Below are 14,133 nucleotides of genomic sequence, written 5' to 3' on the forward strand. Positions count from 1 at the left end.
CCCCCCTATCTAATAAGTGATGACCCTATAACGTATTCAGCACTCATGCTTCTTAACACCTGATCAACCGCGGAACTAAAAGAAAAGCAGTTTTCCTGCCAAATCTCCGCCTTTGTTTTTAGAAGTTGATACAACGTTCCGTTCCTCTGTTGGGCCATCATTTCTGTCATGATTGCCTAGCGAGGCATTGCCGCCCATCATTGCAGGAAGCTCGGATAACATCTCATATGATTACGATGAAAACTATTTATAAGACAACCTTTGAAATATCAGGTTGCTCCCACAAATGATGCTCTTCTGTTTCTTTTCGTACGTACCTTCCCTCCCCTTTGCCATTCCATTAACCCTCTATACTTGTATTCCTGAATGTAACATGAAACTTTTATCCTTTGTATTCCGTATTACATAGAAGAGGAGTTGAGATTATGAAAAACTGGGCGATTGTGCTGACCTTTCTTTTTTCTTTATTATTAATCCCTGTTACAGCTTTGGCTGTGGATTTTACTATTGATGATACGCAGATTGAGGCATTCTTACAGGAAGATGGGGATGTGCAGGTCAAGGAACAGCATACTTACCAATTTGACGGCGATTTTAACGGCATCAGCCGTACACTGATTCCTAAAGAGGAGACCGATATACAAAACCTTCAGGCATTTGAAGATAACAAGCCTTTACAGGTGGAGCAAGAGGGAAATCTTTATAAAATTCACCGGACTGGCTCTGATGAAACGGTCACCATTGAACTTTCCTATACGATTCAAAACGGAATGGAAGTCTATTCGGATTTAGGGCAGTTTTACTGGCCGTTTTTTGACAGCAGCAACGAATCCACTTATGAGAATATGGACATCTATGTACACCCCCCTCAGCCGACCGATGACGTTTATGCCATTGGCTACGATGAGGCGGAAGGATCTGTTTCAATTTCAGGAGGCGGCATTGTCCATTTTGCGATGGGAGAGGTGGACAGCGGCGAAAATGGAGACATCCGGGCCGCTTACGATTCGTCCCTGTTTCCTGGTGCCACTATAATAGAGGGGAAAACGATCAGAGGGGAAATCCAGGATGAGCTCGCCGCCTACGAGGAAAAGATGGAGGCATATAATGATCGAAAAGACACGTTAAGCAGTATTGCCCCTTATGTCGTTGGTATATTTGCCCTGTACTTAACGTTACTTTTGGTCTGGGCCTGGAGAAGAAAACGAGCGATCCTTTGGGAGGCCCAGCGTAAGGCTGGTCATCACGCTCATTTACCAGAGAAAGAGATGAGTCTTCCGGCAACCATTCTCCACATGAAACATATGGCCGCTAATGGAGATCTGCTTTCCGCAGCGTTATTGGACTTGGTCAGAAAAGGCTACGTTTCACGAAAGAATGAAAATGAATTTGTCGTACTCAAAGACACGACCGATCATCACCACGAAAAGCTTTTAATCCAATGGCTTTTCTATAAAGTCGGAAAAGATGGAACCTTCACGGTTGATGCACTTGATGAGTATGTAGAGGATACGGAAAATCAACAAGCCTATCACGAGGAATTTATGAATTGGGTTGCAGCTGTAAAAACAGAGATAAAGCAACATACCTTAGTCGAGAAAAAAGTCGGCTTGCGCTGGACCGTTGCCATCAGCGGATTGCTGCTCATTCCGTTCACTATTCTGTTTGGTGTGTATGATTTACCGATGTGGATGTTCTTTACACTTCTTCTGGGCAGTTTCTTTCTTGTCATTGCCGTTTTCTACCATCCTAGGACACTTAAAGGCGCACAAATGAAGTACCAATGGAAGAACTTCAGTTCCAACTATCATACGATCGAAATTGACCGATGGAACGAATGGATGAGTGATGAGCAAATGCAAGCCTTCATCTACGCCATTGGCATGAATGATAAGAACATGCTGAATAAAAATGAAAAACTTGCGGGAGGAAAACCAACTGCACACGACTCGTTCACCACTTCATCCAGTGACCTGGTTATGCTCATGATTATTGCAAGCATGATGACAAACAGTTTCAACAACGCAGAACAAACCGTCTCCGCCGGAACCGGAGGAAATTCCATACCTGGCGGCGGCTCTGGTGTCGGAGGCGGTGGCGGCGGTTCAGGAGCCTTTTAAAATGTTTCGAAAAACCTGCTGCATTCAATACGTCAAAAAAGGAACCTGGAGATTTATTCCCAGGTTCCTTTTTGGTTAGCCATTGTATTCTCACCAGAGTAAAAGCTACTAGTGTTCATATTGTCCACGTCCTCTACTTCCTCACATACTAAGTAAGAATGGAATCCCAATGGCCAATCCAATGATCACTAGAAGAATAGTCCACGCCATTGGCCGTGCTAAATTTATAGTCCAGCCTACTCCAAATCGTTTTTCCAGGAATAATGATGGATCATTTGGATTGACATAAAACACGCCTAATTTCCAATACCGGTCATCATCACGGTCAATGACAGCCCCATTGGCTCCGGTTGCTGCTGTTTTCAGCCGGCTGCCGCCTTGACCCGTGGTGATTGATAAGAAGACAGACCCCAACACGAGTCCAATCGTGAAGAGTAGCGGAACAGTCGTCATTAATCCAGTGTCAATGGGATATATAGTGGAAAGCTGAATGAATGCGAATAATAAAACGACTGCGGTTCCTGTAATAATGATATACGCAGACCATCTTCTTCTGAAAACCACATTTTTGTACATCGATTCTTCGGGATTTTCAGCACTCACTTGTTGCTTTGCCTTGGCAATTATCGTATTGATCAATATAAAGAGCAATGTTAAATATACTTGCAAGATCGGCATCACCAAGACGGATCGATAGGATTTATCTACCCAGTTGGTCACTTCCCCGTCAAAATTATATTTTGTCGGAATCTGTTCAGGCATAGATTGATAATTTTGAAATGTAATCAAGACAGTCCCCAGCACAATTAAAAACGGCAGGATGAACCATAGATTGGAATAGGTGAGTTTTTGCTTGCGAAAAGCTGTATCAACAACAACAAGCTGTGACTTATCTCCTGACCAATTATATGCCAGTTTTAGTCCCTTCATTTTACGATGAAACACAAGATAAATCAGAAAGCTAAGAACAATATAACCGAAGGCGACTCCGCTGAAAAGTATACTGATCCTTTGCTCATCACCAGCGAAAGAAGGACCTAGTAATAGAAAAAGAATGGTAACAGCAATACTCAGAACGGCTGTAACCAACACATATTGCTTACGCATGCCCCTTAACTCTTTGGTTGCATAAACGTCCTCCGGGATGGAAACCCCGAAGCTTTCCGTTCTCCTCGTCCAATAAGGAATGAACATCATCGAAAGATATACAGGAACCATGATCACCAACAATAAAATATAGACTGTATTCATTTACCCCGCTCCCCTTTTGAAAATTCTTTAAATACACGGCTGCACAATTGTAAAAATTCTTCTTCGTCCAGGCCGCGGCAAACCGATTCAGCAATTACGGGATGTAAGGTTTTCATTAATTTTTTTCTATAGTCCTCATCGGCTCCCTGAACTCCATCTGGATTTACCACTACCCCTTTTTGGCGGTGGATCAATATGAAGCCTTCCTGCTTTAGCTGCTGATAGGCTTTGTTCACTGTATGCAGATTGATTCCAATATCTGCGGCCATTGATCTTACGGAAGGCAAGCCATCACCCGGCTTAAGCTCCCCCTTCGCCATACCTGCAATAATTTGATGCTTCAATTGGGTGTAAATCGGTTCATCTGATTCTAAATCAAGGTTTATTAACATGATAATTCACACTCATTTCTTCTTCGTCGTTCTATCTGTTATACATATAATACAACAGATATTCATTCCTGGTCAATCATTTTTAAAAATTTGATGGTGGAATTTAGGAAAAGGGGGTGTGAATGGGACTAGGTGATGCATTTAGCCAGGTGGAATCTCTGAGTAACGGCGTCTCACATAAACCGCCACTCGAAAAAGGCGCGCAAACTGTTGCCAGTTTACACGCCTTTTTTACTGTTTTCTCCTGTCTTACTATCATACCGGTCATTCCTTTTATTATTTGTAACAACTATAATCACTTTTCTCTTCAAAATTCGGCTTATAGTGCGTTCATGGGACATCCTAATCTGATTTTCTTTTTAAAATTGGGCTTATGAGCGCTTCATGCGACACCTTAATTTACTTTTCTCTTCAAAACTGGGTTTATGAACCCTTTATGAGGTACCCTACTCTGATTTTCTCTTCAAAACTGAGCTTATGAGCGCTTCTTGCGGCACCCTATCCAACTCTAAGCTGCCTGCCCATGGCCCAACAAAGGAACTACGTAACCTGTAGAGAATAAACAGCATATTTCTCAGAAATCTAAAAATCCCTATTAAAGGACAACCCGCTGGTCCAATAATCAACGATGACGTTTGCGTGTTTGAGACCCACTGTTTCTTTTAGATATGTAATAAATGCAGCGAATTCAGTTTGGGTGATAGCCTTATGATTTTTATTAAACATGACAACGACCATGGGCTTTCCTGCTGCTATGTCGTACGTCACGTAAATATATCTGGTATCGCCAAAATGTCCTTCTATATATTTTTCAATTTTGGGTGTTATTTCATGTTCCAGATGGTCCTCTTGTTTTTCAATGATGATGGAATCTTCCATTCGCTTCATTTTTTTATCATAATATACTATAAAGGTGTCATTTGTATCCACGTTTTGAACGGTGACTGCATGTTCAAAGTACCCATAATGTTAAAAGTCAGTGGACGACGAAATCGAATGGATTTCATCATTTAGCTCCTGGTAGGTTTCAGCTAAATACTGTTGTGTTTGTCTAACTGCCTCGTCTTGCTCTTATCTTTAAGAATTCCGTTCATTTTGAAAACTAAAGCCGCTAACAAGAACAACATAGTGATTCCGCCGAGGATGTATAGTACTCTTTTACTTGTTTTTTTCATAAGAACTTTCCTTCCCTGATAACTGAACACTATTCTATTATTCTCAATGGAATGCTCCTTTTTTTTACCTCAACAGCACGGCCCGTCCTCTTATAGTGGCGCTTGCTATTGGAACTGAACATGAATACTGACTATTTCAGAACGGGTGCCGATCCGGATCGGCGGTCCCCAAAACCCGAAACCGGATGTGACGATGCTATGCATTTGTTCCTTTTGCAGATGGCCCCAATCATTTTCGTAGATGGCGTCCGTAACCAGGTTGCCGGGGAATATCTGCCCGCGGTGGGTATGGCCGGACACCATCAGGTCAATGCCTTGCTGCTGAGCGAGATCCAGTTCATATGGCTGATGATCCATTAAAAGGAGTGGTTTTTCAGATTCGAGATCCTCGATAAGTGAATGAAAAGGAAGCCGGTCACTGTCGATGCGGTCTTTGCGTCCGATCAGCGTGAATTGTCCATGAACATCCATCGTTTCGTCATAGAGAACGGTGATCCCGCTGCTCTCCAACGCTGTAATTAGTTCCTGCATTGTGCCTTCATGCCGGTCGTGATTACCGAGTGATGCATAAACGCCAAGTGGTGCATGCAGCTTGGATAAAACCCTGTCAATCTTCTGGTCCAGGAATGGCTGAACATCATCGTCGAAGAGATCGCCGGGCAGCAGGATCACGTCCGGCTTGAGTGCGTTGGCTTCCTTAACGAATCTTTCTGCATGATTCTTCCCAGACAGCAGGCCAAAGTGCATATCGGCCGCCATTACTATGTGAAGGGAATCGAGCGAAGAAGAACCTTTTTCGATTTGGATCTCATAGTCCCGGATAACTGGGCTGAATGCGTTATAACTCCCATATGCCATAAAGAAGATCAGCAGACCCAGCGTAATGTACCCGGCTCCCTTCTGCGTCCGGTGCCTTGGCAGTTTGGTGAGCCGGAGAAGGATGACCGTTACATGGGCAAGCGGAACAAGCAGCAGGAGCAAGTAGAAACAGGCCATCCAATACGCGCCGATGATATTGATAAAGGTGAGTCCGGTCATGCGCCCGACAATAAACGATGTGGCAGCGAGCACCACGACCATGCTATAGAGGATCTTGAAACGCCTGCTCGATGACTCCGGGCGCAGCCAGTGCAGCCCCCGCCAGCCGACATAGTAGACGAGGCCGCCATAAAGCAGGAACGAGATAATCAAAACGAGAATGAACATATGTATTCTCCATGCTCCTTTTCTAGTGTTTTATTTAAGCTTTTTTCGTAATCTTTGTTGCTATTCAATATGAACAAATGCACCCCCGGCCAATTATAAAAAAGGAAATGAATAAACTTATACAACTGATTCCAGATTTTCAGTACATCAGATCTCATTGGCCATCGCCAGACAGTCAGATCTGATAGTAGGTCTGGCGCAGTCAAGCTCTTTTACTTACCCTTCAATTTTACTCTTTTAACTCGTTTATATCTATAGACGTGTACGGGTTCTTGAAGGTTCCGGCTTGCAGTTATCAAGGCTCCTTTTTATGTACAGAAAAAAGACAGTTTCACTATGAAATTGAAACCGTCCCTTGCTTTAACGGAAATCCAAATCAGTTACTTCCCGTGTTTCACCATTCAACTTGAACTCCATGGTGTGAGGGCCATCTCCATAAGGATTTTCGATTTTAACGTCCCATATGTTTTCCTGCTGGTTATGGGAGATGCTTTTCATGGGTGTCTCTTTTAGCACTTTTATATATTCTGACTCCTTCACCTTTTCTACCCGAGCATCTTTAATGAGAATGAACGCTCCATTTTTCTCGTATCCAATGGAGTCCCCTGTATGCGCAGTGATCCATTCATCGATTTCGGAAGACTGCTGTCCGGCCACATCCAGTACCATGGATTGGTGCAATGCGATTTCATCATTCACCATGTCCAACAGGAAGTGTTCATCAGATCCACACTTGAAAGGATACCGGTGCTCGTGCACTTCCTTGCTTCCGCACACATCAACCACAATCGCTTTCACCGGCAGCTGATCGTTTTCAACTTTTCTTTTGCCTAGCGTATTTATTTGATAGTTTTTATCGCCTTTAGCTTCATAGGCCACCCTCTGTCCATCTGTCCTGAATTGAAAAAATTTTTTCCCTTCAAAGTCAAGCATGGACTTGCTGATGAGATCGAGGTTAGCCAGGACGAGTCCTGCATCTGTAAACATGTAATCATGCATGTACGCCTCATCCTCTTCCTTCACTTTATATCTTGATACATTCAGACTTTTTCGATCTTGGGAAAGGTCAATGGAATAGTTAACGATCCCTTCATGTGTCCGTTCAGCCAGCCCCATGCTCAGGTAGGTATACGTTCCATCCTGTTGAATTGTCATATCCAGACCCCGCAACTCTACGGTGTTACCCTCCATGTCAAACTCTTCCTTCACATGCTCTACTTCCCCTGCCAAACTTCCACTATAAAAATTGGCATCCAGTACATCAACAGGATGCGTCCGTTCATAAATCATCTTTTCAACGCCAGGAATAAAAATACTGCCAAGCAGGAATAGCGCCAATCCGAAGTTCGCTGCATAAAATTTTGCTTCACTATTGAACACAGGCTTTCGAAAAAACAAGAGAAAGACGACAAAACCCACCGGAAGCCATCCCGTTCCAATCCAGAAAAAATGCCCCCAGTAAAGTGAACCCAACCAATTTTATCATTAAAAAAGATTCCTCTTCTTTTGCCTTGCGATATAAAGCCAGCACCACGAGGATGGTGAGGATGGATAGAATCATAAGGGTTATATTGCTCATCATGTTCTCCTTTTCTCATCTCTTTTTCAATGTCTATTTATACAAACTTTCACTTACCTATTCTTATCTGAGCTATGTAATATATCGAGTGCACGATTGCCATGATGGGCACCATAAATCCCATTACTATGCAGCAATACTCTACATTAGAGTATTCTGTAAAAGAAGAATATTTCCTCTTTAGCCAACAAGAGGATTCAAATTGCCCTTGCTTCTTCACCAGTAAGTCGGCTGTTAGTTTGACTACTTATGAACTGGATTCCTTAGGTGGACAATTCGGTCATCTTGTGTATAAAGATTTCAGTATTTTCAATTGAACCTGTTGGCGAGGAATCAGCCGAGAAGCCCCAATGAATGTACCGTTTACCCCATCTTCGCCGGCAGCCTGTTCTCATTTCATAGGGGTTATACAAAGGACAGGTTTCGTTTTCTCCTGTTAGTATATTTGACATCCTCTGAATATTCGGAATAATAAGGGATGAATTAGAGAAGAAGGGAGAATAGGGAATGTCTAAAAAGTTTACGTGGGGAATTACTTTTCTTATCAGCCTGGGAGTCCTGCTTTCCCTCTACGGCATGCTGGGTTTTGAGCTCCTGAGCTACGAGTGGAATGAAAAGGATCAGCTCGTTATTAATGAAGGATTCGGTACTCCCATTACTGTCACCAAACAAGATGTTACCATTGATCACGACAGCCTGAAGGTGTTGGATAGGCACATGACCACCTTTAACTACTTAATCTTTGTCGGCCTATTTATTGCTGCACTATTTATAGCGACATACTGGCTTCTCTTCAGTGACAAATGGCGGGAAAAGGAAAGGAAGCGAAAAACATATCTTCGCTGGACGCTGGCCCTGAACGGAGTTGCCATTGCAGCAGCCCTTGTAATTTTTGTTCGATACTACCACCTTTTGAATGACACTTATCATAATGTTGTATTTTGATTGATTCGACGACTACTGTCCCGTTCCTCACAGCTTTAACACTTTGCCACCGGGTCAGTAGTCATCCCTTTCTTTTTACTATATTCGATTTCACCTATTGAGTTAAATTCGTGACAAAATTAGCTTACCCATCAATCAAGAGTCTCTAAAAAAAGTGTGTTCCAGAACGAACTTACAGAATCCTTTAGGAGTCAGCAAACAAGAATTTAGTATACTTAAGTAGGATGTGAGAGAAATGGAGGAAAAAATGATGAATCTTCTACTTGAAATGAACCAGGAGATGAAAGGCTTTAAGCACGAGTTTATTAGTTTCAAAAAAGATGTTCACCAACGTTTCGAAGCAATAGATCAGCGTTTTGATAACGTGGACCAGCGTTTGGATGGTGTAGACATGCGTTTCGATGGGGTGGATCAGCGTTTCAATTGTATGGATCAGCGTTTTGATGGCATGGACCAGCGCTTCAATCGCATGGATCAGCGTTTTGATGATATGGATCGCCGTTTTGATAAGGTAGACGCTACACTGGACGGAATAGGTTTCCCGTTTGAACAAACGAATGCTTTAAGAATACATGACATGGACTTTGTGACCGAAAAAGTGAATAAGCTGGAGAAGGAAATCTTCCTTATTAGAAGTAAAAACAACAGCTGACCTTAGTATTCTTCTTCTTTTTAGTTTGAATGGATCTGCCGCCTTTAAAAAGGATGTGAAACCACACAGTTCTGGAAACCCCTGTACACTCCATGTTTCCGTACTCAACTGTCCTCCCTCTACAATCTTAAACCAGCATTGCACACACTCTTTCCAAAAATGAAAGACTTTAAAATGAAATCTTTATTCTTTATAGTTAAATATATGATTCATTATGTATTGTTTTAACTATAGACAGAGAGGTTTTTTATATGAAGATTGATTCCCCTAATATCCCAAATGAGTTACCCTTAAAGAATTTCAATGATATTTTTTATGAAGAAGATCCTGAATTGGAGCTATGTGAGATTAATGATTCGGTTTTCGAGAATGAAATGCTGCCACGGGTCCGTTTGTATCGAATGACCATACGGAATAGCAAGTTCTTAAATACGGATTTCTCCGGGATTGACTTAACAGATGTTCGATTTGAGAATTGTGATTTTTCGAATGCCAACCTGAATGGGGCTTCGATACACCGGACCGTGTTCAAGAATTGTAAACTGCTTGGGGTCGATTTCACGGATTCCCGCTTTGGCAATGTTCAGTTTGATCAATCCCTCCTCAACCTGGCATCTTTCGGTGATTCCAAGCTTGAAAAAGTGATCATGAAAGATAGCTTATTGGAACGTTCAGACTTTTATCAATGTACATTTAAAAAAGTCGAATTCACCAGATGCGAGCTAGATTCAGCCAGCTTTGAAAGTGCACCGCTTAAAGGAGTCGACATCAGTACTTCCACCTTCGAGTCCATTTCGGTTTCCCCATCCGATTTGAAGGGCTGTAAGGTTTCAACAAATCAAGCGATTCAATTTGCTGCGTTATTGGAACTTGTGATTGTGGATTGATGCTGGAGGCGGAAGGACAGGTACCACTTTTGTGTGCCTGCCCCTTCCTCTTAACCTAACCACCACTATTCCTCTACTATCTTTCATGAAGAAAACGGCATATCTTTCCCCCCCCACCACAGCACACTAAGCATTCCTAAACACCACAGAACCAAAGACCACATTGCAAGAACTTTTTCAGTCAAAAGTTGATTTCTCCGTTTAGTGGAAATATAAGACAATCTAATAGGCAGCAAAGAGGCTGTCAGATGAAGGAATGCAAACATACTTATAGAAATGAGTGGAGTTTTCTTGTGTTGTGAGGCATTCAAGACAGGATTCAAGGTGCAAAAGAAGTCAATATGATAGGAGAATCATGCGTGGATTCAATTTGGCTGGAATATGGTTGGACATTATTGATCTTGATCGGGCTGGAAGGCTTATTATCTGCTGATAATGCGCTTGTCCTTGCCGTCATGGCCAAGCACCTGCCCGATAATGAGAAGAACAAGGCAATTAAATACGGAATCTTCATGGCGTTCGCTTTCAGGTTTCTGGCACTGTTTGCGATTTCGTTCATTGCCAACGTCTGGCAAATACAGGCCGTCGGGGCTGCCTATTTACTGTACTTAGGATTGAAGCACGTCATCAAGGCCACGTTTGGGAAAGAAAATGAAGATGTTCATAAAGATACCGAGGGAAATGCGAAAGGAAAAGGCTTTTGGCCGTCTGTCGGGAAAATCGCCTTGGCTGACCTTGCGTTTGCCATCGATTCCATTCTTGCTGCCGTTGCTTTGGCACTCGGACTTCCTGATTCCCCCCTTGGAGATTTCGGCGGCATGGATGCCGGAAAGTTCATCGTCGTGGTACTTGGAGGGATCGCCGGACTCATCCTCATTAAGTATGCAGCCACCTGGTTTGTACAGCTGCTCGAAAAGCGGCCAGCCTTGGAAACGACCGCCTATGCCATCGTAGCCTGGGTCGGTGTCAAACTGGCTGTCATTACTTTCGCCCATGAGGATATCGGTGTATTGGATCATCACTTCCCTCACAGTACCATATGGACACTGATCTTTTACGGGGTTCTGGTGGGGATTGCCTTACTGGGCTGGTTTGCTCCGGGGAGTAAGAATTCTGGTGAGAGCAAGAGTTGATTTGAATACCCATAAAATGACCTCATCAAAAAAGACTTTGTTTTTAAATGCATTTTGTATATACCATCTTATAACTGACCTGCGAATGGCATAGGTCAGTTTCTTTTTAAATCAAGGCTTAGAAACATGATTATCGAAAGTGGCCTTACCAATTAGAGGAATTCATGGATCTACTGCTTCTATTCATCTGTTAATTCATAAGGTGGAGTGCGAAAGTTCCAAAACAAATGTCTTTAAAGGGGTTGGTATTCTGTAAGAATAAGGAGACCTTTCCCCTATCAATCTAAACTAGCTTTTACTATTTTAGAAAAAAACTGAATCCGTTAGTTTCGGGTTAATCCGTAAGCCGATTGTTGAAGGATACACTAGACTTTTATTCTGTTAAAAACCTAAGATTGATAAAAGCAGTCACTTTACGAATTGCACCGGTATAACTAGTTTAAGAATATTTCGGAAATAGGACTTGCATTTAAAAGTAATTTAAATTACCCTTTAATTAAGGAGGGGTGATATGAATAAAACGTTTTTAGACTTTGTAGCTCTTCAAAAATCTGCCATCGACTTAATTACTCAAGAAAAGTATAACGAGGCCATAATGAATTTAGAAACAGCTAAAACCTTTTTTCCTGATAAACTGGATAGGATCGGGCACTGGCTGGCAGGAATCTATTGTATAAAGAATAATAAAGAGAAAGCCCTATCAGAACTTAAAGAAGTCTTAACAAAAGGGTTATACTGGAACCCGAGCATATTAACAGGTGATTCTGATTTGTCCTTAATACAAGACTCAAAAGAGTTTGCTGAAATCATTCATACTTGTGAGGAATTATATGAAACTCATAAAAACACTTCACGTTTCATTCATCATATTCTAGGAAATACTGAATCTGATACGTCAATCACAGCTTTACATTGGAAAGGTTCAAATGCCTTAGACTTCTCAGAGCAAATAGCTACAGATGGACTAAGGAATAAATATTTATTCTCCTTTATTCAATCTTCTCAGTTGTTTAGTCATGGCTGCTATCATTGGGATCATTATGATGCTGCCAAGGCTGAAATTGAAAATTCCCACATGGAATTAATGGCCGGATATGAAACCTCTATTAAAAAAAGGATTATAATCGGAGCCTCCCAGGGAGCAGATACAGCCATTACTATGTATTTTGAACCGAATAGTTATTACGATACAGCCTTGGCGATCGTACCTACACTCTCTACCCTGGACACGATTGAAGAAACATTAAAGAAACATCCAACAACAAAAGAAAAATTGGTGATTATCACTGGAGATAAAGATTATTTTTATCAAGACGTGTTAGAGGCATTACCGGTTTTTGAAAGATATAATATTCCCTGTCAATTAATCGTTATAAAAGGAATGGGCCACACCATACCAGATAATTTTGAAGAATTGTTAGAAGAAATTATAAAAGAAATAGAAACCTATTAAGATTCAAAAGGGCAATAGCCGGGAATACATCAACATATCCCCAGCTATTGCCTTTTTGTTAAATATCTTAAAGAAAAACGGAAACAGTAACTTCTTTACAATTACTTATTAAAGGAATCTGTTTTATTAATACTGTACTCATACTTCGATCCCGTCATTACATCGATTAATAAATGGTCAACTTCAATATTTAAATTTTCCTCTTTTATGGAAAAGATCAGTATTCATGTCTTACCAATTGCTCTTGACTATAAACATCCTATGGACAAGAACACTTGTTCATAGTAGAGGTAATCATAAAAGCCATCAACGTACTATAAAGCCGTAGCATGACCCTTTTTTATAAAGTAAAGAAGAATTGCCTTTTGATGCGTATTAGTCTTGGGATAAATAGATACCAATTCCACTCATGGAATTCTTCAATACAAAAGGATGAACCTCCATTTCTCAAAATCTTATTGAAAAACTCTACACTATCTGGATGATCATACAAATCTTCTTGAATAGATTCCTTAATATTGAAATTAGTCATATGTGTATTAATCATAAAACTCGAGAAATACGTCCTCAACGTTAATGATTCTTCTTTTGTAAGGGCCTCGTCATTGATTATTGAAATTCTTAAAACATTTAACACCTTATTAATATCTTCCTAGTCCAATATAACATAAAGGATCCATTTTAATATTTTCTTCAGTAAAAGGATTTCTAGTATCCTCAATTACTACATGAGCGAAGATTTTTTCATTGTTTATTACATGAAAAATTTCTAAATCACGCAATCTTAAAATTCTATTAAGGTATATCAGCGTCTCCTCCTACCAATCATAAAATAGGAAAAGTGCAAAACTTCAGACACACCCATTCAACGATTAATTATGACTATATATATAAAACATTAATAAATAAAATAATCCTATAGTAGATGGCCGTCAAGCAGAAACTCAATATCATAAAGAAGGCAATCCCAAGAGTGACGGGAGACAAGCGGAATTGGAATAGTTTGATTCCGCCAACATCCTGACCAGTCCACCCCCTTGGTACATTCATTTCGTTATGCATTTGCGTTGTGTAAAAAACAAATAACCAAATCACTCCAAATTGAAGTGCTCCTCCGAGAAAAAAAATCTCCATAAGGTCCCATCCAAAAAACGCCGCTACTCCCCATAACAACCCAGCTTCTGCCAACATTGTAATAATAACAATCAGCGCTTAATTCTGATGATTTTCCTCCTCTATCGATCCCTACTTATATTACCCACATAACGTTTTATACTTTTTTAAGAAAAGAGAGTAAAAATGATGTTCGATTAACCTCCCGTTAGCCGGAGATCCCAACT

General features: G+C 41.1%; 14 protein-coding genes. 7 read left to right on the plus strand and 7 right to left on the minus strand.

Annotation, left to right across the window (positions count from 1 at the left end; all coding sequences use genetic code 11):
* Positions 1-425 precede the first annotated feature (425 nt).
* The gene (locus tag AC4E8A_RS12340) at positions 426-2,120 is read left to right on the plus strand and encodes a DUF2207 domain-containing protein (RefSeq protein WP_490193453.1); all 1,695 of its coding nucleotides are present in this window, start codon (positions 426-428) and stop codon (positions 2,118-2,120) included.
* A 141-nt stretch (positions 2,121-2,261) separates the two neighbouring features.
* Here AC4E8A_RS12340 and AC4E8A_RS12345 read toward each other — a convergent pair whose 3' ends face one another.
* The gene (locus tag AC4E8A_RS12345) at positions 2,262-3,371 is read right to left on the minus strand and encodes a DUF1648 domain-containing protein (RefSeq protein ID WP_490193454.1); all 1,110 of its coding nucleotides are present in this window, start codon (positions 3,369-3,371) and stop codon (positions 2,262-2,264) included.
* Positions 3,368-3,763, minus strand: coding sequence for a GntR family transcriptional regulator (locus AC4E8A_RS12350; RefSeq protein ID WP_490193455.1), 396 nt, complete (start codon positions 3,761-3,763; stop codon positions 3,368-3,370). Before AC4E8A_RS12350 ends, AC4E8A_RS12345 begins: the two co-directional genes overlap by 4 nt.
* Positions 3,764-3,885: 122 nt before the next feature.
* Here AC4E8A_RS12350 and AC4E8A_RS12355 point away from each other — a divergent pair, with 122 nt between their 5' ends.
* Positions 3,886-4,140, plus strand: a complete 255-nt coding sequence (locus tag AC4E8A_RS12355) for a hypothetical protein (RefSeq protein ID WP_490193456.1) — start codon at positions 3,886-3,888, stop codon at positions 4,138-4,140.
* 205 nt (positions 4,141-4,345) lie between these two features.
* Here AC4E8A_RS12355 and AC4E8A_RS12360 read toward each other — a convergent pair whose 3' ends face one another.
* The 4 genes from AC4E8A_RS12360 to AC4E8A_RS12375 form a co-directional block, all read right to left on the minus strand.
* Positions 4,346-4,651, minus strand: a complete 306-nt coding sequence (locus AC4E8A_RS12360) for a hypothetical protein (protein ID WP_490193457.1) — start codon at positions 4,649-4,651, stop codon at positions 4,346-4,348.
* A gap of 143 nt (positions 4,652-4,794) precedes the next feature.
* A complete protein-coding gene (locus tag AC4E8A_RS12365) occupies positions 4,795-4,938 on the minus strand; it encodes a hypothetical protein (RefSeq protein ID WP_490193458.1) in 144 nt (47 codons plus the stop codon).
* Between the two features lie 105 nt (positions 4,939-5,043).
* Positions 5,044-6,144 carry a metallophosphoesterase gene (locus tag AC4E8A_RS12370; RefSeq protein WP_490193459.1) on the minus strand — a complete coding sequence of 367 codons (1,101 nt, stop codon included), beginning with the start codon at positions 6,142-6,144 and terminating at the stop codon, positions 5,044-5,046.
* Between the two features lie 360 nt (positions 6,145-6,504).
* Entirely contained in the window at positions 6,505-7,563 is a 1,059-nt protein-coding gene (locus tag AC4E8A_RS12375; protein ID WP_490193460.1) for a hypothetical protein, read from the minus strand.
* A 667-nt stretch (positions 7,564-8,230) separates the two neighbouring features.
* On the opposite strand from AC4E8A_RS12375, the gene AC4E8A_RS12380 reads away from it, so the two are divergent.
* From AC4E8A_RS12380 to AC4E8A_RS12400, 5 genes are all read left to right on the plus strand, one after another.
* A complete protein-coding gene (locus AC4E8A_RS12380; RefSeq protein WP_490193461.1) occupies positions 8,231-8,668 on the plus strand; it encodes a hypothetical protein in 438 nt (145 codons plus the stop codon).
* A gap of 235 nt (positions 8,669-8,903) precedes the next feature.
* A complete protein-coding gene (locus tag AC4E8A_RS12385) occupies positions 8,904-9,320 on the plus strand; it encodes a hypothetical protein (RefSeq protein WP_490193462.1) in 417 nt (138 codons plus the stop codon).
* Positions 9,321-9,571: 251 nt separating this feature from the next.
* On the plus strand, positions 9,572-10,207 hold the full coding sequence (locus AC4E8A_RS12390) for a pentapeptide repeat-containing protein (protein WP_490193463.1): 636 nt from the start codon (positions 9,572-9,574) through the stop codon (positions 10,205-10,207).
* 359 nt (positions 10,208-10,566) lie between these two features.
* On the plus strand, positions 10,567-11,340 hold the full coding sequence (locus AC4E8A_RS12395) for a TerC family protein (protein ID WP_490193464.1): 774 nt from the start codon (positions 10,567-10,569) through the stop codon (positions 11,338-11,340).
* A gap of 511 nt (positions 11,341-11,851) precedes the next feature.
* Positions 11,852-12,793, plus strand: coding sequence for a hypothetical protein (locus tag AC4E8A_RS12400; RefSeq protein ID WP_490193465.1), 942 nt, complete (start codon positions 11,852-11,854; stop codon positions 12,791-12,793).
* 882 nt (positions 12,794-13,675) lie between these two features.
* Here AC4E8A_RS12400 and AC4E8A_RS12405 read toward each other — a convergent pair.
* Entirely contained in the window at positions 13,676-13,927 is a 252-nt protein-coding gene (locus tag AC4E8A_RS12405) for a hypothetical protein (RefSeq protein WP_490193466.1), read from the minus strand.
* Between the last annotated feature and the right edge of the window lie 206 nt (positions 13,928-14,133).

Source organism: Bacillus sp. SRL337, assembly GCF_984799155.1.

Excerpts from the sequence above, each read along its gene's own strand:
- AC4E8A_RS12365 (WP_490193458.1), bottom strand. The coding sequence starts at position 4,938 with ATGAAAAAAACAAGTAAAAGAGTACTATACATCCTCGGCGGAATCACT.
- AC4E8A_RS12345 (WP_490193454.1), bottom strand. The coding sequence starts at position 3,371 with ATGAATACAGTCTATATTTTATTGTTGGTGATCATGGTTCCTGTATAT.
- AC4E8A_RS12405 (WP_490193466.1), bottom strand. The coding sequence starts at position 13,927 with ATGGAGATTTTTTTTCTCGGAGGAGCACTTCAATTTGGAGTGATTTGG.
- AC4E8A_RS12390 (WP_490193463.1), top strand. The coding sequence starts at position 9,572 with ATGAAGATTGATTCCCCTAATATCCCAAATGAGTTACCCTTAAAGAAT.
- AC4E8A_RS12340 (WP_490193453.1), top strand. The coding sequence starts at position 426 with ATGAAAAACTGGGCGATTGTGCTGACCTTTCTTTTTTCTTTATTATTA.
- AC4E8A_RS12355 (WP_490193456.1), top strand. The coding sequence starts at position 3,886 with ATGGGACTAGGTGATGCATTTAGCCAGGTGGAATCTCTGAGTAACGGC.
- AC4E8A_RS12385 (WP_490193462.1), top strand. The coding sequence starts at position 8,904 with ATGGAGGAAAAAATGATGAATCTTCTACTTGAAATGAACCAGGAGATG.
- AC4E8A_RS12370 (WP_490193459.1), bottom strand. The coding sequence starts at position 6,144 with ATGTTCATTCTCGTTTTGATTATCTCGTTCCTGCTTTATGGCGGCCTC.
- AC4E8A_RS12380 (WP_490193461.1), top strand. The coding sequence starts at position 8,231 with ATGTCTAAAAAGTTTACGTGGGGAATTACTTTTCTTATCAGCCTGGGA.
- AC4E8A_RS12360 (WP_490193457.1), bottom strand. The coding sequence starts at position 4,651 with ATGAAGCGAATGGAAGATTCCATCATCATTGAAAAACAAGAGGACCAT.
- AC4E8A_RS12350 (WP_490193455.1), bottom strand. The coding sequence starts at position 3,763 with ATGTTAATAAACCTTGATTTAGAATCAGATGAACCGATTTACACCCAA.
- AC4E8A_RS12400 (WP_490193465.1), top strand. The coding sequence starts at position 11,852 with ATGAATAAAACGTTTTTAGACTTTGTAGCTCTTCAAAAATCTGCCATC.